The following is an 18,548-nucleotide window of genomic DNA, read 5'->3' as shown; positions in this document are numbered from 1 at the left end:
AAGCTTGGGTAGCCTTACCGGGTTGGAAAGTGCTACTCCCCCTACTCCCCCTACTCCCCTACTCAACAGTAGCGGAACTCAATTTCATTGTTTCCCACAAAACCATGTTTGGTGTTGTTGTGGGGAGTGGTTGATGAAGGGCAATTAGTTGTGCCAAGGTAGTTTTTAATTGTGTCCGGGGGACGATATCATCAACAAATCCGTGTTTAAGTAAGTCTTCGGCGGTTTGGAAATCTTCGGGTAGTTTTTCTCTGAGGGTTTGTTCAATTACCCGTCTACCGGCAAAACCAATTGTTGCTTTGGGTTCGGCGATGATGAGATCACCCAACATGGCGAAACTGGCGGTAACACCTCCGGTAGTGGGGTTGGTTAAAATGGGAATATATAATAGTTTGGAGTCTCGGTGACGTTGGAGGGCGGCGGAGATTTTGGCCATTTGCATTAAAGACAGCATTCCTTCCTGCATTCTCGCACCACCAGATGTGCAAATAATCACAACAGGATAACGGCGTTGGGTGGCTTGTTCAATCATGCGGGTGAGTTTTTCACCGACGACAGAACCCATGCTTCCACCCATGAAGCGGAAGTCCATGACTCCTAGTGCTATGGGTAAGGTGTTAATTTGACCTAATCCAGTTTTGACTGCATCTACCAGTCCTAGTTTTTCTTGTGTTTCTTTCAATCTATCACTATAGGGTTTGCGATCGCGGAATTGCAAGGGATCAGTAGGACGTAAATGTTCATCTAATGGTTTCCACGTATTAGCATCAATTAATTGGCGAATCCGTTCATCACTATCAACCCGATTATGATGACCACAATCAACGCAAACCATTTGATTAGCTCTTAAATCTTTTGTATAGCTAAGAACACCACACTTAGGGCATTTATGCCATAAACCATCGGCAATTTCCCGCTCTTGGCGTTCTGAGTTGGTGCTGCCCGATTTCCGCCGATTTGCGAACCAATCAAATAGAGACTTTAAACCGCGTGATTCTTCGTTGTTTGCCATTTTTATCTTATGTAATTAGGTATTAGGTCAAAATCAGAACTATGATTTGGGTGATTAAATGTCTGAACTATGATTTATGTGACTGTTTTGATTGGGATGATTGATTTGATTTATGAGATTGTTTTTATGTGGATGATTAGTTAATCATAAAAATCACAAAAATCATAAAAATCATAGTTTAGACATATTACCAACATCTCAAATCTCAATGGGGTAATAGCAGCTACAGTCAGGGGGAATACAGGTTTGGGTTGATAAAACCATAAAGATGAAAAAAAGATTTAAAAAATGATGTTAAAGTCCAGGCAAAAATAATCTCATATAGTGGGACAAAATACTTTCACCACAAAAAACAGTGATGACTGCACCTAAAGCTAGGAAGGGTCCAAAAGGCATTTTTTGTCCCATTTGGTGACGGGAGAGGATAATTGCGCCCCCACCGATGAATACTCCCAAAATACAGGAGATAAAACCCGCTAGGAGTAAATAACGCCAACCTAACCATGCTCCCATCATAGCAGCTAATTTAGCGTCACCTGCACCCATGACGGTTTTGCCAAAAGCCATAGAACCTAAAAGGGCGATCGCATCAAACAACCATAAACCTAGAACAGCACCGGCTATTCCTGTCATTAAGTGTTTTGCTAATCCCACTGTAGTCGGTTCTGATAACCAACCAATAGCCATTTGAAAGACTATTCCTAAAATTAAACCCGATTTAGTTAAGGGGTTGGGTAGGGTCATTGTATCTAAATCTATGAGAGATAGAGCCAATAACCAACTACAAAAAGCCCAATATCCCAGGGTAAAAATTGAAAATTGAAAAACCCAAAATACTATTAAAAATATTATCCCTGTTAACGCCTCTATTATTGGATAACGGCGAGAAATCTGAGTTTGGCAATAACGACACCGCCCTTTTAACCACAACCAACCAAAAACTGGGACATTATCATAGGCTTTTAACCTATTTAAGCACTTGGGACAGCGAGAAGGTGGCCACAGCACTGATAACCCAGCCGGTAGCCGATAAACTACAACATTAATAAAACTACCGAGAGATGTCCCTAAGACAAAGACAATGATACTGGCTGGAATATAAATCAAAATGTCCATATTGTTATTTGTCAGTTGTGAGTTGACTAATACATATAAGACTCAATTTGATTTAACGGGACAAAGCATTCCTGCGGTAACAGCACTGGGTAATGAGTAAAAATCACTTTACCCCGATGAGTTACCCGACTAATTGCTACCCCTGTAGCTTTTCCTACTATTTCTGGATGAACTTCACAGTAGGTATAGTAGATATGACTAGCGGATCTAATTACAGTAGGATCAATCAAAGACGGGTGCTTTTTTTGTGAGGTAAAATTTGCTTGTTCTTGTTGTAAAGCGTACACTATTTGCTTTTATGTAAGTTATAGATTTGCTCTTAGTTTATCTGAAAGTTTTAACAATAAATGCTAAAATTTCCAGATTTATACTTTAACGTGATTTTAATTCCAGAATTTCCATGAGTGCTGCGCCCATAGCTTGACAACCGACTAGTTTCATTCCTGGGGACATAATATCTCCTGTGCGATAACCTTGTTGTAAAACTTGTAACACACTGTTTTCAATTAAGTCTGCTGCTTCTGGTTGGTTTAAAGCATAACGCAACATCATGGCGGCACTTAAAACCTGTGCTAGAGGGTTGGCTTTATCAAGTCCAGCAATATCTGGGGCTGAACCGTGAACTGGTTCATAGACACCTGGACCATCAGCACCCAAACTGGCAGAAGGTAACATTCCTATACTACCAGTTAACATCGCCGCCGCATCGGAGAGAATGTCCCCAAATAGGTTTCCTGTAACAATTGTATCAAATTGTTTGGGAGCGCGAACTAATTGCATGGCAGCGTTATCCACATATAAATGAGATAATTCCACATCAGTATACTCTAAGGAAAGTTGAGTGATTCGTTCTCTCCACAATTGAGATACTTCTAACACATTGGCTTTATCCACAGAACAAAGTTTACCACCCCGTTTCCGCGCCGTTTCAAAGGCTACACGCCCAATCCGTTCAATTTCCGATTCTGTGTAAACCATCGTATTTACACCGCGTTTTTCTCCGGTTTCGGTAGTAAAAATGCCTTTGGGTTTACCAAAATAAATTCCCCCGGTGAGTTCCCGCACCACCATGATATCTACACCTTCCACGACTTCCCGTTTCAAGGTAGAAGCGTCAATTAATTGGGGAAGAATTTTTGCAGGGCGTAAATTAGCAAATAGTTGTAAACCCGCCCGTAGTCCTAATAAACCCGCTTCTGGACGTAAATTGGAGGGCAGAGAATCCCATTTATAACCACCAATAGCAGCCAGGAGGACGGAATCGCTATCGCGGCACATATCTAAGGTGACAGCAGGTAACGGTTCGCCGGTTTCGTCAATAGCAGCGCCACCAATTAAGGCTGTGGAAAATTCAAAGCTAAGATCAAATCGTTTCCCTACGACTTTTAGCACGTCCACCGCTACGGACATAATTTCAGTACCAATGCCATCGCCAGGAAGTAAAGTAATGCGGTAGTTTTGAGTCATAGTCAGGTTTTGCTGAGTAAATGTTTGCAGTTGAAAAAGAATTCACTGAGTCAGAATTCACCGAATCAGAATCAATCAGTCGGGGATTGGGACTCGCAACTGATTGAAAACGACCAAATCCTAGATTTGGTGGGGTCTTAAACCTGGTTATTCATTCGCCACTCGCACAGAATTCATTCTGACTCCTGACTCGGTGAATTCTGTTCGATAAAATATCATACCTAGCAATTGTGCCAAATGGAATGTTTAATTTTTCTACATTTATCCAAGAGATCACCTTTATCAACATAATTTAGGATTGATGTAACTAAAAATTAAAAAAAATTATTTATCCGCATTTTTCTTTAAATTAGTTGTATTGTGATTGTGTTAAAAATACACAAACAAAATAATTTATGGATTTTCAAAAGATTGGCGCAGTAGTTATCGAATTGTTAACTACTTTTGGATTTAAAGTTGTTGGTGCAATTCTTCTTTGGTTAGTTGCTCAAAAGTTAATTCAATTTAGTATAAGGCTATTAAAACGCGGTTTTACAAGCCAACACATTGAACCAACGCTAATTCACTATCTGTTAAATATCATTTCTATTACATTGAGAATTGTTCTGGTTGTAGCAATTCTTGGCTTTTTTGGTGTGGAAACTACCTCCTTTGCTGCATTGCTGGCTGCGGTTGGTATTGCTATTGGTGCAGCATGGGGAGGACTGCTGGCAAACTTTGCCGCAGGTGCATTTTTAATTGTTTTTCAACCTTTTAAAGTTGGTGATTTTATCTCCGCTGGAGAAGTAACTGGAACTGTTGCTGAAATTGGACTATTTGTAACTTCAATCAATACGCTTGATAACGTGATGACAATTGTGGCCAATAACAAAATATTTTCTGATAATATTCAGAATTATTCCACTAATCCCTATCGCCGGGTTGATTTGTTGGCACAATTAGCCCATGATGTAGATCATAATCAGGCGATCGCTCTTTTAAAAGCTAAAATTAGCCAAATCCCTAATGTAATTTCTGAACCAGCACCAGATGTAGAAATTCTCACCTTTAATTTAGCAGGTCCCGTACTAGCAGTCCGTCCTTATTGCAATAATGCTCACTATTGGCAAGTCTATTTCGACACTAACAAAGCTATTTGTGAAACTTTTGGACAAGCTGGTTATCCAGTTCCTGAACAGCGCTACACCATTAATAGTTTACCTTTAGTTACAGGACATGGTGTTATTTCCAATCCATCAGAATTAGGTTAATAATTGGTGATTGGTAATTGGTAATTGGTAATTGGTAATTGGTAATTGGTAATTGGTAATTATAAAAACTATTACCCAGTCCCCAGTCCCCAGTCCCCAGTCCCCAGTCCCCAGTCCCTAAATTCCATCAATTTCAATTACTTTTTGTCGAGATGTTGTCCCAGATTTAATTGTGATAGATGATTTAGAAACATCAAATTTTTTAGCTAATAGTTTAATTAACTCTTCATTAGCTTTACCATCTACAGGTGGTGATTTGAGATGTACAGTTAAACTACCATCTGCTAATTCTTCAATCTTTTGCTGTTTTGAGTTTGGTTTAACTTTTACTCTTTTTTGCATTATCTATTCTCCAGAGTTTTTCTATCCACAACCAACCCAAAATAGAACCTAAAAGATAATGGGGAAAATCCCACCAAGCGAAAGTAGTTCCCAACACTAACTTACCTATTAAGGTAGCACGAATTGCTTCTAATAATGGTGGATGCCAAAGTTGTAAAAATTCGACAACGCAGGTAAGGATAAAAACCCATATAGGAATTTGCATAACTGCTTTTTTACTTCTGAACAACCCAAAAGCAAATAAACACCAAAATATTTCATAAAATATCGCTGCACCATAATTATTTAACCATTCATGTCCTATTCCTGGATAGTATTTAAAGAAAAAACCCATCGCTATAACGATGAGTGTAGAAATGATAATTAATTTGGTTTGTTGGCGGTTATAGAGCATTTTTTCATAAATAGGTAATCAGCTATTTATAGCAAACTTCACCCAATACCCAACATTCTATTTACTTGTGGTAATGCTAAAGGTTTCCGTTCAATATTTTGGAAACATTCGATTTTTTGAAGTTGTATATAAGCAGTTCTGAAATTGCTAATTTTTAATAAAACAATATCTTGATAAACTGCATCTTGGGGACTTTTTATTTCTGTCACCAAATCTTGTAATTGATTTTGGCTAATAGCTAAATTCAGATATTTCAAAAATACTTCTCTTTTTTTAGAACGAACACTGACTAAATACCAATTATTTGTGCTTTGTTCTGATGAGTTTGAATCTATAGTTTCGATTGGTGGCATGATTGACAATGTATTTTTCTTAACTTTATTTAAAGAATCTGAACTGTGATTATTTTGATTTTTATGATTGTTCCGACTAATTAATCATCGAAATCAAATAAATCACCCAAATCATAGTTCTGAATTTAGCCAATATTTATAAGCTGCATAGGCTAATGTGACTACTCCCGTAATAATAGCAGATTCATCAACTTCAAATTGGGGATGATGCAGGGGATGATTAATTGTTCTCTCTTCATAGCCTACACCTAAACGAAACATTGAACCAGGGGCGTGTTCTAAATAAACAGAAAAATCTTCTGCACCTAAAGATGGTTCTGGTAAAATTTGCACACAATTATTAGTCCAAGCTTCTTCCGCTGATGATTGTAATAATTGTGTTAGAGCATTATCATTTTGGACACTGGGGACACCTCGATGATAGTTAACTTGATATTTTGCATTGTAAGAATTACAAACATTAGCAACTATATTTTTAATCCACTGTGGTAGTTTGTCGCGGGTTTCTGGGTGAAGCGATCGCACTGTTCCCAATAATTGTACTTTATCAGCAATCACATTTGGCGCTCTTCCCCCATTAATTTGTCCAATACTCAACACTACGGGACGCAAAGGATTTTGAGTCCGACTAATAGCTTGTTGCAATGATGTAATCACTTGCGCTGCAATCCAAATTGCATCTATGGCTTCATGGGGTCGCGCACCATGTCCAGATTCACCAATAATAATAATTTCTAAATTATCTGCTGCGGCTGTTAACGCACCATAGCGAATACCTACTGAACCCGCAGGAATGGAAGGAAAAACGTGCAACCCTAAAATAGCCGCGACATTATTCATCACTCCATCTTTTACCATCCAATTTGCACCTTGGGCAATTTCCTCAGCGGGTTGAAATAAAAACCGCACCTTTCCACCCAATTCAGGGGCAATTTGGGAAAGTACCATCGCTGTCCCCAAACCTACCGTAGTATGAATATCATGTCCACAAGCGTGCATGACTCCTTCAATTCGAGAAGCATATTCTAAATTTGTGCGCTCTTGAATGGGCAAGGCATCCATATCAGTGCGAATTGCTAAAATCCTATCACTAGGTTGAGTTCCTTGTAATTCACCAATGACACCTGTTTTACCTATACCTTCTTCTACGTGCAAGCCATTGGCAGATAACACACCTGCAACAAAAGCAGCGGTTTGATATTCTTTGCCACTAAGTTCTGGATGTGCGTGAATATGGCGACGGATTTCGACTAAGCGGGGTGATATATTTGTTGTTAAGTCTTTGATTCGGTTTAGCATAGCAATAATTTTAATTCATTCACCTTATATTTCAATCTATAATTTTGACAACTATAACGGCTACAAGCATTCTGATTAATTATATCGACTTACCTGCTAATTTTTCAGCATCAAAGAACACAGCCAAATCACCCTTCTTTAAGAGGTTGTTTGAAAAGTTTTAGTTTGTGATTTTAGGCACTTACAGATCCCCCCTAACCCCCTTTAGCAAGGGGGGAACTAGAGTCAAAGTCCCCCAATTTATCGGGGGATTTAGGGGGATCTAAAAATATTTGATACACCATGAGGGACTTGTTCAAACACCCTCTAAGATCAAAGCCTTGATATCAGTGCTATATTATACTACATATTTTGAGTCTAGCAAACACGGTAAAATGTCTGACTTTGAATTTAGATCCTGTACCTCATTAATCTGCCATCTGCTGTATTATTCCTAATTTTTTCTAACTTCTACTTCTCATATCTAAAAACTTCAATTGTTGATATAAACAACGAATTTGCTGCAAATTTACCCCCGCTGCTGCCGCTTTCCTTAATGGATTACCAAAAATTGCTTCTATTTCCAAAGGGCGTTTTTCATCAAAATCAATTTTCATGCTAGTGCGGTAGGGTTTCATTTTCATGGTATAATCCAACATTATTTGAATAAAACTTTCAGGAATTATTCTCCCGGTACTTTTTGCCCCTGCTACTACTTCCCACATCAAACTTTCTACTAATTGACGAGTGTGAATATCCGTCATTAATTCATCTGTTCTGCCATCAAGAATTACAGATAAGCCATTATAGGGAATATTCCAGACTAACTTTTTCCAACGTCCTAATAGTAAATCTTCTAATAGTTCTATAGATATACCTGCATTTTCAAAATCTGTGGTAACTTCCCGCATTTTTTGAGTAATGCCGGTTGATTGATAATTAGATTTATATTCACCTAAAGTAATTTGTCCATAATCTAAATGATGAATATGTCCTGGTGCAACTTTATTAGAACAAAGAAAACATAAACCCCCAATAATACTGGCATTATTGACAATTTCTGCAACTTCTGCCTCTATATCCAGTCCATTTTGTAATACCAATACTACCCCGTCATCTTTAACTATTGGTGGTAATAAATTGGGTAAAAGTTGATTTTGGGTTGTTTTTAGTGATATTATGACCACATCACATTGTGGCATCTTGTCTACATTGTTATAAGCATTAACTTGGGAAAGGGTAAAGTTACCGTCTTTAGACTCAATAATTAGACCGTTTTCCCTTACCTGTTGGTAATCACTTTTGAGTAAATAGTGAACTTCTAAGCCGGATTTTTGGAGTTTTGCGCCATAAAATCCACCTAATGCGCCAGTTCCCAATATGGCATAAGTGCGGTTACTCATTTTATGTATAGAAAAATATTAGTAAAATCATCAGATAATATTTTACCAGAATTTTTATAATAAAACTTAAACATGATTTACTATTTTTTAGAACCTTTGGTAGATATGAGGTAAAGTCAATGGCTGATATTGTTGATATTGCAGTTAGTAATGATGGGTTTAAAACTTTAGTGGCGGCTGTGCAAGCTGCTGGTTTAGTAGAAACACTAAAAAGTCCTGGGCCATTCACCGTGTTTGCACCAACTGATGATGCTTTTGCTAAATTACCCCCTGGCACAATTACAACTTTATTACAAAATATTCCCCAATTAGCACGCATTCTCACCTATCATGTTGTGCCTGGCAAGTTAACAAAGGCTGATTTGGCGAAACTGGGTACAGTCACTTCTGTGGAAGGTTCTCCGATTAAAATTAATTGTGAAGATGGTTTTGAGGTGAAAAATGCCACAGTTTTGGCAGCAGATATTGATGCTGATAATGGCGTGATTCACGTGATTGATACTGTGATTTTAATGGGTTAATCCCAGTTTTTTATCGGGGAAACCTTGTAGAGACGTTTCTTACAGCGTCTCTCTCATTAATAAATTTAGTTACCAAGGCTAATTCTTTAAAAATTGTTACATAAATGGCGTGATCACTCACTTTTAAGGTAATATAAATTTAGCAATTATATTTTTTATAATAAAACTTAATAACAAGAACCTACTACAATTATCCCCAAAAATTAATGTTAGATTTCAATACCTTAATCGAATTTTCCCGCAATAACTGCGTAGGCATTTGTGCCTTTCTTGTTCCAGCTAATATCCTGACAACCTTATTAACAATTGTCCTCACCTTCTTAAATCGTCCTATGGGTCAGGTATGGATATCCGTCGGATTCGCTTGTCTCTTTGCAAGTATCATGCTGTTGCACGTTTATACTTGGTTTATGATTGGTGTGGTTATGCCACCAACTTACATCCTGTTATCCTTAGCAATTACCTGTTTATTAACTAATCTTTTGGTAATTATCTGGCGGAGAAATTCTCTACAATTATTTTCTTTTGGTAAGTAATTACAGCAAAAGTTAGAATTTCAAAAGTACCCTAAACGTGATCTTTGGATTTTTTATAAATAGTCAGAATAGTAATTTTTATCCCTATTCTGACTATTGTTAGTAGCTGTTAATTAACAGCTATTTTTTAATCCCAGTATGACTTGTTATAACCACCGCTGTAAGATTCACTGTGAGATTTATAGTGATGTTTGTGATGTTTGTGATGGTAATGACAACTATAATGACCACCACCGATAACATTTTGTACTTCATCGGTAGCTAGTTCATTGAGAAAACTAGCAGCATCATTAAATAAATCATAACCTACAGGAAGTAGTGGGGATATTTGGATATTAGCCATGATAATTCCTCCTTTATATATCGTCTTGATATCAAACAAATGAGATTAGACTTGATATTGACTAACCTTACTTTTGATTCTTCCAGAAATAATCCATACATTCAAGGCTTTGATCTCAATAGATAAGACTTTATTGAAATATTTTTGTCTAGCTATTGATAACAATTAACGGTTAATTTTCATTCGTCAAACGACTTTTTAGATTGTTTTTTGCTAGATGATAGAGATGTTTCATGCAACATCTCTACAAAAGACGTGATTTTCTTGTGGATGATATTTCTGAGAAAATACCGACTTAATTAAGTTTGTTTTGTCTAAACTATAGCACATAGACAATAGATGAAAATTCAATCTTCAACTCTTTTTAATTGGTGAATTCTGCCCGTAATTGGTTGACAACTCGATCTAATCCTACGGAATGTGCTGCTTTGAATAATAAGCGATCGCCTGTTTGCATAAATGTTTTTAATCTTGTTACCAAGTCAGCATGGGTAGTGAAACATTCGCAAGATATATTATCGGCACTATTAGCAATAATTTCCGCATCTTGACCATCAACTAATACTAATAACCCATCAAGATGCAAATTTTTGACCATTTCTCCCACCTTTTGATGAAGTTCTGGGGATCTTTCTCCTAGTTCTTTCATTGCCCCTAAAACGGCAATTTTCCGCTTTCCGGGTGTGTCTGCTAACAACTGCAAAGCGGCTAACATGGCTTCTGGGGCAGCATTATAGGTTTCATCTAAAATCACCACATCATTAGCTAAAGTGAAGCGTTGACTTCTACCTGTGGGCATATTTACCATGATGCCAGATTGTAATAATTGCCAATCAATTTCTAATACCTTGGCTACTGCTAAGGCTGCTAAAAAATTGTTAGCATTATGACGACCAGGTAAAGGTAAAGGTAGACGCATTTCGGCAACTTCTATAATTTCATTATCAATTAATTTTCCTTGAATATCGCCACCAGAAAAACCATAACTGATAACTTTACCCTGCCAAAACTTCGCTGCTGTTTCCATTAATAAGGGATTATCATGATTGAGAATAGCAATACTATCATTTGGCATGGTTGCTAATAATTCACACTTAGCTTCAGCAATTGATACTTCTGAACCAAGTAACTCAATATGTGCTGTGCCTACATTAGTAATTACCCCAATTGTCGGGATAGCAATTTCTGTCAATTCGGCAATTTGTCCCTTGCCTCGCATTGCCATTTCGATGACAGCAAAATCATTTTCCCTACCCATTTCTAACAGAGTTTTGGGGACACCTATTTCATTATTAAAATTCCCGTAGGTTTTATGAACTTTGCCTTTGGTGGCTAAAACTGCGGCAATTAATTCTTTGGTTGTGGTTTTCCCGACTGAACCGGTGATACCAATGACAGGAATAGAGAAACTTTCACGCCACCATTTAGCAATTTGTTGATATGCCTTTAAAGTATCTTTAACTCGCAGAACCGGAAAACCAGGATTTTCGTAAGCATGATCTACTATGGCAACTATAGCCCCTTGAGCGATCGCTGTCGGCACAAAATCATGTCCATCAAACTTTTCTCCTCGTAAAGCCAAAAAGACTTCACCAGATTGCAAGATACGGGTATCTGTTTGTATACCAATGCCCAATTGAGCTAAACTAGATAAAGATACATTCACAGGTTCAGCGATAAGAACTTCAACAAGTTGAGAAATAGTGATAGAGACTGACATATTGATAAACGATAGGGTATTTTAAAGGTATTTACAAGAATACGTACTAAGCGCAAAACTCAGTCACTTCGGTGCTGAGATATAAAGGAATCATGAGGTTTTCACCGCCTTGAACTTTTTTTAACCTTAGTAATCTTACGCTAAACATGGTAATATGAGAGTTAAAAAAATTGTCAGAAAATTTGAAAAGAATTATGTTATTAATTTTCTTTGATCACTTATGATACTAGGAATACAAAATTAAAATGAAGCTGCATAAAATAAAATGGCAAAGAAAATTGACCGCAAATAAACGCAGATGTAGCTTGCTTCCCGAAGAGTACGTTATGATATGCAGCCTCACATAAAATTGTTATTATATTAAACCCACTCTCTAGAGAGATGATCTATAGAAGCAGTGGCAATAAATTAGTAAATACATCAATTCTGAATTAATCTCCATTAAATTGTGATCAAAAAGAGATTATTTAACTTTTTAGGATTGGTAATAACAATAGCGATCGCTATTATTAGTTGTCACAATTTGCTATTACCAAAACCATCCCCAGACATTACCGTAAAACTCAGTGGTTGGACAGGTAATCCCCTAGAACAAAAACTTTTAAAACAGGTAATTCGAGACTTTGAAATACAGCATCCACAGATAAAGGTCAAATATGAAGCGATTTCTGATCAATATATGGATGTGATGAAAACCCGCTTAGTAGGAGAAGCCGCACCAGATGTATTTTATCTCGACGCTTTAGAAGCTCCTTTTTTAATGGGTCAGAATGTCCTAGAACCCCTTGATAAATACATTAACCCCAAATTTGACCTCACAGATATAGAACCGAACCTACTCAAGAATTTTAAATATCAAAATCATATTTATGGTTTACCTAAAGACTATTCCACCCTCGCCCTATTTTATAACAAACAAGCATTTAATCAAGTTGGTTTAACAAGTCCGCCAACCACCTGGGAACAACTCCGCACCTATGCAAAACAATTAACAGGCAAACTCAATAAATATGGCTTTGGTGAAATTCCCGAATTAGCCCGTCAAGCATACAAAATCACAGCTTTTGGAGGAGAAATTGTTGATAAAAATGGTTATGCTACCTTTGCCAACGATCCAGGTTTGCAAGGTTTAGAATTAGTAATTAACCAATATCAAAAAGACAGAACTTCCGCCCAAAAATCTGATGTTGGCACAAATTCCGGTAGTGAAATGTTTGGACAAAATAAAGTAGCAATGGTGATTGAGGGTAATTGGGCAATTCCCTATTTGCAAGAAACCTTTCCTAAACTAGAATTTGCCACAGCAGAAATACCGAAAATTAATAATTATAAATCTACAATGGTTTTTACTGTTGCTTATGTCATGAATAAACAAACACAGCATAAAGTTGAAGCTTGGAAACTCATTTCCTATCTAACAGGTAAAGAAGGCATGAAAAAATGGACAAGTAAAGGATTTGCATTACCAGCCCGTAAATCAGTGGCACAAGAGTTAGGTTATGATCAAGATCCTCTCAGATCATCATTAGTTGCAGGAGTTGATTATGCTACACCCTGGCAAATAGGTAAAAACCCCGCTGCAATTATCAACAATTTTGATAACCAGTTTATTAGTGTTTTGCTAGGACAACAACCATTAAAACAGGCAATGTTAAAAGCGCAAACCACAGCAAACCAGCAAATTCAGGTAGATATGTAGTGTTTACTATCAACAGAAAAATCAGAGAAAATTTTACAGCTTATTTATTTATAACTCCCAGTATTTTAGTTTTAGGAACATTTGTAATTTTGCCTATTCTCTATGCTGTATTTCTTTCCTTACACAAAGTACAAATGTTAGGAGGGATTAATTACCACTTTTTAGGTTTGGGTAATTTCCAAAGATTGCTAACAGATGAAAGAGTAGGAATTGCTTTAAAAAATACCGCAGAACATGTAGCCGTTGTTGTTCCTACTCAAACCATTTTAGCTTTAGGTTTAGCTGTAACACTCAATTCTGGCATTCGGGGGAAAAATTGGTGGCGGATTCTTTACTTTTTACCAACAGTTACATCTTCAGCAGTTTTGACACTAATTTTTATGTGGATTTATAACACTAATGGACTCCTAAATAATTTTTTAGCCTTTCTAAAATTGCCTATTTATAATTGGCTGGGAGATCCATCTGTTGCCCTCAAAGGGATTATGATCATGAATATTTGGTCAACAGCCCCATTTTTTATGGTGATTTATTTAGCAGCTTTACAGGATATTCCCCAAACTATTTATGAAGCAGCAGAACTTGACGGGGCTAATAGTTGGGAACAATTTATTTATATTACTTTGCCCTTATTGCAACCTGTGACTTTTTTTGTCACAGCTATGGGAATAATTGGGACTTTTCAATTATTTGATCAATCTTATATATTTTCTGGAGGGACTGGTGGACCAAATAACGCAACTCTCACTTTAGTGCTGCTAATTTATCAAACCGTATTTCGGAATTTACAAATGGGATATGGTGCAGCAATTGCTTTTTTACTAGCATCTGTAATTATTATCCTCACATTAATTCAGAGGCAATTTTTTGGAGGTTATAAAATTTGAATAAATTCTTTTATATTTCCTGGTTCAAAGTTCTGTTATATATATTTCTTACACTTTATGGAATTATTACTGTAATTCCTTTTCTCTGGGCATTTTCCGCGTCATTTAAGCCCCTATCAGAAATTATTAATGGTGAGTTTAATTTCATTCCCAAACATTTTACTCTCGATAATTACAAACAAATATTTCTCCAAGAACCTCTATTTTGGCGGTGGTTATTTAATAGTCTCATTATTGGCGTTACTGTCACGATTTTAAACTTGCTATTTAACTCAATGGCAGGTTATGCCCTTGCCAGATTGCGTTTTCAGGGTAAAAATTTCTGGTTTTTCCTGATTTTGGCAGTGTTAGTAGTACCGGCGCAAATTACCCTAATTCCCACATTTTTAATTTTAAAAGCCATCGGTTGGCTAAATTCATACCCAGGGATGATTGTTCCCAGTATGGTTAATGCTACTTTTATTTTTATGATGCGGCAGTTTTTTGTAAATTTCCCTAGAGAATTAGAAGAAGCTGGACAATTAGATGGTTTAAATACCTGGGGAATTTTTCGCTACATAGTTTTACCCCTAGCTAAACCAGCATTAGCCGCACAAGCGATATTTGTATTTATGGGTAGTTGGAATAATTTTTTGCTTCCTGTAGTGATTCTATTTGACCCAGAAATGTTTACTTTACCTTTGGGACTAAATACATTTAAAGGTCAATATATCAGCTATTGGAACTACATTATGGCGGCTTCAATGGTGTTTACTCTACCCGGTTTAGCTATTTATGCTTTCTTTAACCGCTACTTCATTCAAGGTGTTACCTTTACAGGTGGTAAAGGTTGAAAATAATTAAAATACTTAAAGAGTCAGGATAAAAAAAGGGGGAATAATCTCGAACCTGATAGCCTGCGTGACGTATCCCTTTGGGGGCTAGGTGTTAGTTCTAAATCTTTACTGAGTCGAGTTCTTTATTTGATCAATACTTTCGCCTGTTTAGTGGTAACACACAAGTTAATGCTACAGACTTACGAAAAATTAAATACCCTTGCAAAAATGATTTAATAAAACTAGGAATACAAATTCATGAATCTGCGTTTGATCAAGATCAACTTGATCAACTTGTACATCAAAATCTATCAATTATGACTGAAACAATCAACACAATTCAAGCTAGTAAACGTATTCAAGAAGCACTAACTATTCTTAAAGAAATTTCTGCACCGAAAGAACAGCAAAACGAAAGATCCGCACTGTGTTTACTCGCATTAGCAGATATTCGACCGGAGACTTCTTGGGATCAAGCAACAACACCCAAACGCAGAATTACAGAAATGATGGATTGGTTTCGTGATTTTTATGGAAAACAATATGCACCAAATACACGGGAAACAGTGAAAAGACAAATAATGCACCAGTTTGTACAAATGGGTTTAATTGTGGAAAATCCAGATCAACCCGACCGACCAATTAATAGTCCTAAATGGTGCTATCAACTTCAGCAACAAGCACTTTCGCTGATACAATCTTATGGTTCTGACCAGTGGGAAGAATCTCGTCGTAATTATACTATTTCTGTCAAGAATTTATTGCAAAATAGAACTCGAAATATCCCCACAATTCCCGTTAGTTTACCCAATGGACAAGCAATTTATCTATCATCAGGTGGACAAAATAATTTAATCAAAGACATTTTAGAAAATTTTTGTCCCAGATTTACACCAGGAGGTTTGGTTCTTTATGTAGGTGATGCTGGGGATAAGTTCATTATTAATGAAACTCAAAAGTTTAGAGAAATAGGAATTGATTTAGATCCTCATGGTAAAATGCCAGATGTTGTAGTTTATTATCAACAACAAGACTGGCTAATATTAATAGAAGCTGTCACCAGTCATGGACCTGTGAATTTAAAACGACACAATGAACTAAAAAAACTGTTTCAGGCTAGTAGTAAGGGGTTAGTTTTTATGACTGCTTTTCCCAGTCGCAAGGACATGACTCGGTATCTAGCTGAGATTTCTTGGGAAACAGAAGTTTGGGTAGCAGACCAACCAGATCATTTAATTCATTTTAACGGAGAGAGATTTCTCGGACCATACAAAACCCGGTAAAATAGTTTTGGAAATTTTAATACAAATATTTTGCAAATCATTAAGATTTATTTACTTAAACAACATAAATATTGTTTAAATTAGCAGCCATAACCCAGTCAGCAACTAGGTTTTACCGTCTTCCATGTCAAATAACTTCGCAACAAACCTTATTTGTTTATAGGGGTTAGGTTTGAGAAAATCAGAAGCGATTTAATAATCAAGCACTTATAGTTATTTGATTTGTCAAGGGAGAACACAAGATGAAATTGGCTTACTGGATGTATTCAGGACCTGCTCACATTGGGACTTTGCGGATTGCGAGTTCTTTTAAAAATGTTCATGCCATCATGCACGCACCCCTGGGTGATGACTACTTCAACGTTATGCGTTCTATGTTATCGCGGGAGAGAAACTTCACCCCAGTTACAACCAGCGTCGTTGATAGAAACGTTTTAGCGCGAGGTTCTCAAGAAAAGGTGGTGGACAACATTACCCGCAAAGATGCTGAAGAACACCCCGATTTAATCGTTTTAACTCCTACCTGCACTTCCAGCATTTTGCAAGAGGACTTACACAACTTTGTGGAAAGGGCGCAGTTGGAAGCAAAAGGGGACGTAATGCTGGCGGACGTGAACCATTACCGCTACAACGAATTACAAGCTGCTGACCGGACTTTACAACAAATTGTCCAATATTACATTGAGAAAGCCCGCAAAAAGGGGGAATTACCAACAGAGAAAACTGCGAAACCCTCAGTTAACATTATTGGAGTTTCTACTCTGGGTTTCCACAATAACCACGATGTGACTGAATTGAAGCGGTTAATGACTGATTTGGGGATTCAGGTAAATACTGTGATTCCTGAAGGTGCGTCTGTTCACGAGTTAAAAACTATGCCTCAAGCTTGGTTTAACTTAATTCCTTATCGGGAACTGGGGTTAACTACAGCTAAATATTTAGAAGAAGAATTCGGGACTCCTTACGTAGATATTACGCCGATGGGTGTGGTGGAAACTGCTAGATGTATCCGTAAAATTCAGCAGGTAATTAACGCCCAAGGTGGTGAGGTTAATTACGAAGACTTCATTAATGAACAAACTCTGCACGTATCCCAAGCGGCTTGGTTTTCCCGTTCTATTGACTGTCAGAACTTGACTGGGAAGAAAGCGGTGGTATTTGGTGATAATACTCATGCAGCGGCTTTAACGAAGATTCTGGCGCGGGAAATGGGGATTCATGTGGTGTGGGCGGGTACTTATTGCAAGTATGATGCTGACTGGTTTAGAGAACAGGTGAGCGAATATTGCGATGAAGTATTAATTACAGATGATCATGGTGAAATTGGGGATGCGATCGCTCGCGTTGAACCTTCTGCTATATTTGGTACACAGATGGAACGTCACGTTGGTAAGCGTTTGGATATTCCTTGCGGTGTAATTGCAGCACCTATTCACGTTCAGAATTTCCCCATTGGTTACAAACCATTTATGGGTTATGAAGGTACAAATCAAATCACAGATTTAATCTACAATTCTTTCACTTTGGGAATGGAAGATCACCTGTTAGAAATCTTTGGTGGACACGATACCAAGGAAGTAATTACCAAAGGAATTTCTGCGGAATCTGGTTTGAATTGGACAAAAGATGGACAAGCAGAATTGAATAAAATTCCTGGTTTTGTGCGCGGGAAAGTGAAGCGAAATACTGAAAAATTTGCCCGTGAACGTGGATTTAAAGATATCTCGGCTGAAGTTTTGTATGCAGCTAAGGAATCTGTAGGGGCGTAGGTTTGGGGATTAGATGATAAGGGTGAGTGGTGAGGGGTAAGATTTACTCTTTACTACTTGCTCTTATTTTATATTCTGAAGTTATTGATTTTGGCGTAAAGCTAGAGTTTTTCATAAAAAATACTCTTTTAGTATATAATACTATCTATTGTATTTTACAATATCTAAATCTACCTAATATGAAACTTTCCTTTGTTAGACCTCATAAATCAATTAGGGCTATTCCAAATCTTGAGATACCTGATTTTGTAGTTTTGACTGGAGTTAATGGTGCTGGAAAAACTCACTTATTGGAAGCAATCGAAAAGTAACTGTTCACACTCCCCCACTAAAAAGGAATTAGGAAGTAACAGGGATAGG

General features: G+C 37.2%; 19 protein-coding genes. 8 read left to right on the top strand and 11 right to left on the bottom strand.

The window, feature by feature from the left end:
* Positions 1 to 58 precede the first annotated feature (58 nt).
* The 4 genes from accD to leuB form a co-directional block, all read right to left on the bottom strand.
* Complete coding sequence (gene accD, locus FJR05_RS19875; protein WP_168645723.1) at positions 59 to 1,012, bottom strand: acetyl-CoA carboxylase, carboxyltransferase subunit beta; 954 nt, start codon at positions 1,010 to 1,012, stop codon at positions 59 to 61.
* Between the two features lie 294 nt (positions 1,013 to 1,306).
* Complete coding sequence (locus tag FJR05_RS19870; RefSeq protein WP_168645722.1) at positions 1,307 to 2,128, bottom strand: A24 family peptidase; 822 nt, start codon at positions 2,126 to 2,128, stop codon at positions 1,307 to 1,309.
* 26 nt (positions 2,129 to 2,154) lie between these two features.
* The gene (locus tag FJR05_RS19865; RefSeq protein WP_168645721.1) at positions 2,155 to 2,415 is read right to left on the bottom strand and encodes a hypothetical protein; all 261 of its coding nucleotides are present in this window, start codon (positions 2,413 to 2,415) and stop codon (positions 2,155 to 2,157) included.
* A gap of 85 nt (positions 2,416 to 2,500) precedes the next feature.
* Positions 2,501 to 3,595, bottom strand: coding sequence for a 3-isopropylmalate dehydrogenase (leuB, locus tag FJR05_RS19860; protein ID WP_168645720.1), 1,095 nt, complete (start codon positions 3,593 to 3,595; stop codon positions 2,501 to 2,503).
* 395 nt (positions 3,596 to 3,990) lie between these two features.
* Between leuB and FJR05_RS19855 the strand changes: the two genes are divergently transcribed.
* Positions 3,991 to 4,845, top strand: coding sequence for a mechanosensitive ion channel family protein (locus FJR05_RS19855; RefSeq protein ID WP_168645719.1), 855 nt, complete (start codon positions 3,991 to 3,993; stop codon positions 4,843 to 4,845).
* A 117-nt stretch (positions 4,846 to 4,962) separates the two neighbouring features.
* Here the strand turns inward: FJR05_RS19855 and FJR05_RS19850 are convergent, their stop codons facing one another.
* From FJR05_RS19850 to FJR05_RS19830, 5 genes are all read right to left on the bottom strand, one after another.
* Positions 4,963 to 5,187, bottom strand: a complete 225-nt coding sequence (locus tag FJR05_RS19850) for a DUF167 domain-containing protein (protein ID WP_168645718.1) — start codon at positions 5,185 to 5,187, stop codon at positions 4,963 to 4,965.
* Entirely contained in the window at positions 5,165 to 5,581 is a 417-nt protein-coding gene (locus FJR05_RS19845; RefSeq protein ID WP_168645717.1) for a DUF2809 domain-containing protein, read from the bottom strand. The genes FJR05_RS19850 and FJR05_RS19845 overlap by 23 nt, the downstream gene beginning before the upstream one ends.
* 38 nt (positions 5,582 to 5,619) lie before the next feature.
* A complete protein-coding gene (locus FJR05_RS19840; protein WP_174783789.1) occupies positions 5,620 to 5,934 on the bottom strand; it encodes a chromosome segregation ATPase in 315 nt (104 codons plus the stop codon).
* A 111-nt stretch (positions 5,935 to 6,045) separates the two neighbouring features.
* Positions 6,046 to 7,233: a M20 family metallopeptidase gene (locus tag FJR05_RS19835; protein ID WP_168645716.1), complete on the bottom strand. Its 1,188-nt coding sequence runs from the start codon at positions 7,231 to 7,233 to the stop codon at positions 6,046 to 6,048.
* Between the two features lie 443 nt (positions 7,234 to 7,676).
* Positions 7,677 to 8,615 (bottom strand): putative 2-dehydropantoate 2-reductase, encoded by a 939-nt coding sequence (locus FJR05_RS19830; RefSeq protein ID WP_168645715.1) that lies wholly within the window; start codon positions 8,613 to 8,615, stop codon positions 7,677 to 7,679.
* 119 nt (positions 8,616 to 8,734) lie between these two features.
* On the opposite strand from FJR05_RS19830, the gene FJR05_RS19825 reads away from it, so the two are divergent.
* Together FJR05_RS19825 and FJR05_RS19820 are read left to right on the top strand one after the other, a co-directional pair.
* Positions 8,735 to 9,136: a fasciclin domain-containing protein gene (locus FJR05_RS19825; RefSeq protein ID WP_168645714.1), complete on the top strand. Its 402-nt coding sequence runs from the start codon at positions 8,735 to 8,737 to the stop codon at positions 9,134 to 9,136.
* Positions 9,137 to 9,342: 206 nt separating this feature from the next.
* A complete protein-coding gene (locus tag FJR05_RS19820) occupies positions 9,343 to 9,672 on the top strand; it encodes a hypothetical protein (RefSeq protein ID WP_168645713.1) in 330 nt (109 codons plus the stop codon).
* 127 nt (positions 9,673 to 9,799) lie between these two features.
* On the opposite strand, the gene FJR05_RS19815 is transcribed toward FJR05_RS19820, so the two are convergent.
* Positions 9,800 to 10,015 carry a hypothetical protein gene (locus FJR05_RS19815; RefSeq protein WP_168645712.1) on the bottom strand — a complete coding sequence of 72 codons (216 nt, stop codon included), beginning with the start codon at positions 10,013 to 10,015 and terminating at the stop codon, positions 9,800 to 9,802.
* Positions 10,016 to 10,379: 364 nt separating this feature from the next.
* On the bottom strand, positions 10,380 to 11,735 hold the full coding sequence (gene murF, locus FJR05_RS19810; protein ID WP_168645711.1) for a UDP-N-acetylmuramoyl-tripeptide--D-alanyl-D-alanine ligase: 1,356 nt from the start codon (positions 11,733 to 11,735) through the stop codon (positions 10,380 to 10,382).
* A gap of 448 nt (positions 11,736 to 12,183) precedes the next feature.
* On the opposite strand from murF, the gene FJR05_RS19805 reads away from it, so the two are divergent.
* From FJR05_RS19805 to bchB, 5 genes are all read left to right on the top strand, one after another.
* The gene (locus FJR05_RS19805) at positions 12,184 to 13,434 is read left to right on the top strand and encodes an ABC transporter substrate-binding protein (protein WP_168645710.1); all 1,251 of its coding nucleotides are present in this window, start codon (positions 12,184 to 12,186) and stop codon (positions 13,432 to 13,434) included.
* Positions 13,434 to 14,321: a carbohydrate ABC transporter permease gene (locus FJR05_RS19800; protein ID WP_168645709.1), complete on the top strand. Its 888-nt coding sequence runs from the start codon at positions 13,434 to 13,436 to the stop codon at positions 14,319 to 14,321. Before FJR05_RS19805 ends, FJR05_RS19800 begins: the two co-directional genes overlap by 1 nt.
* Positions 14,318 to 15,154 (top strand): carbohydrate ABC transporter permease, encoded by an 837-nt coding sequence (locus FJR05_RS19795; RefSeq protein WP_168645708.1) that lies wholly within the window; start codon positions 14,318 to 14,320, stop codon positions 15,152 to 15,154. The genes FJR05_RS19800 and FJR05_RS19795 overlap by 4 nt, the downstream gene beginning before the upstream one ends.
* A 299-nt stretch (positions 15,155 to 15,453) precedes the next feature.
* Positions 15,454 to 16,419, top strand: coding sequence for a BsuBI/PstI family type II restriction endonuclease (locus FJR05_RS19790; protein ID WP_254446985.1), 966 nt, complete (start codon positions 15,454 to 15,456; stop codon positions 16,417 to 16,419).
* Between the two features lie 242 nt (positions 16,420 to 16,661).
* Complete coding sequence (bchB, locus tag FJR05_RS19785; protein WP_168645707.1) at positions 16,662 to 18,188, top strand: ferredoxin:protochlorophyllide reductase (ATP-dependent) subunit B; 1,527 nt, start codon at positions 16,662 to 16,664, stop codon at positions 18,186 to 18,188.
* Positions 18,189 to 18,548 lie beyond the last annotated feature (360 nt).

The organism is Dolichospermum sp. UHCC 0259, assembly GCF_009711935.1.
Lineage (GTDB): Bacteria > Cyanobacteriota > Cyanobacteriia > Cyanobacteriales > Nostocaceae > Dolichospermum.
Note: the sequence above shows the minus strand (reverse complement) of the source record. Positions and strands in the feature narration are given on the sequence as shown.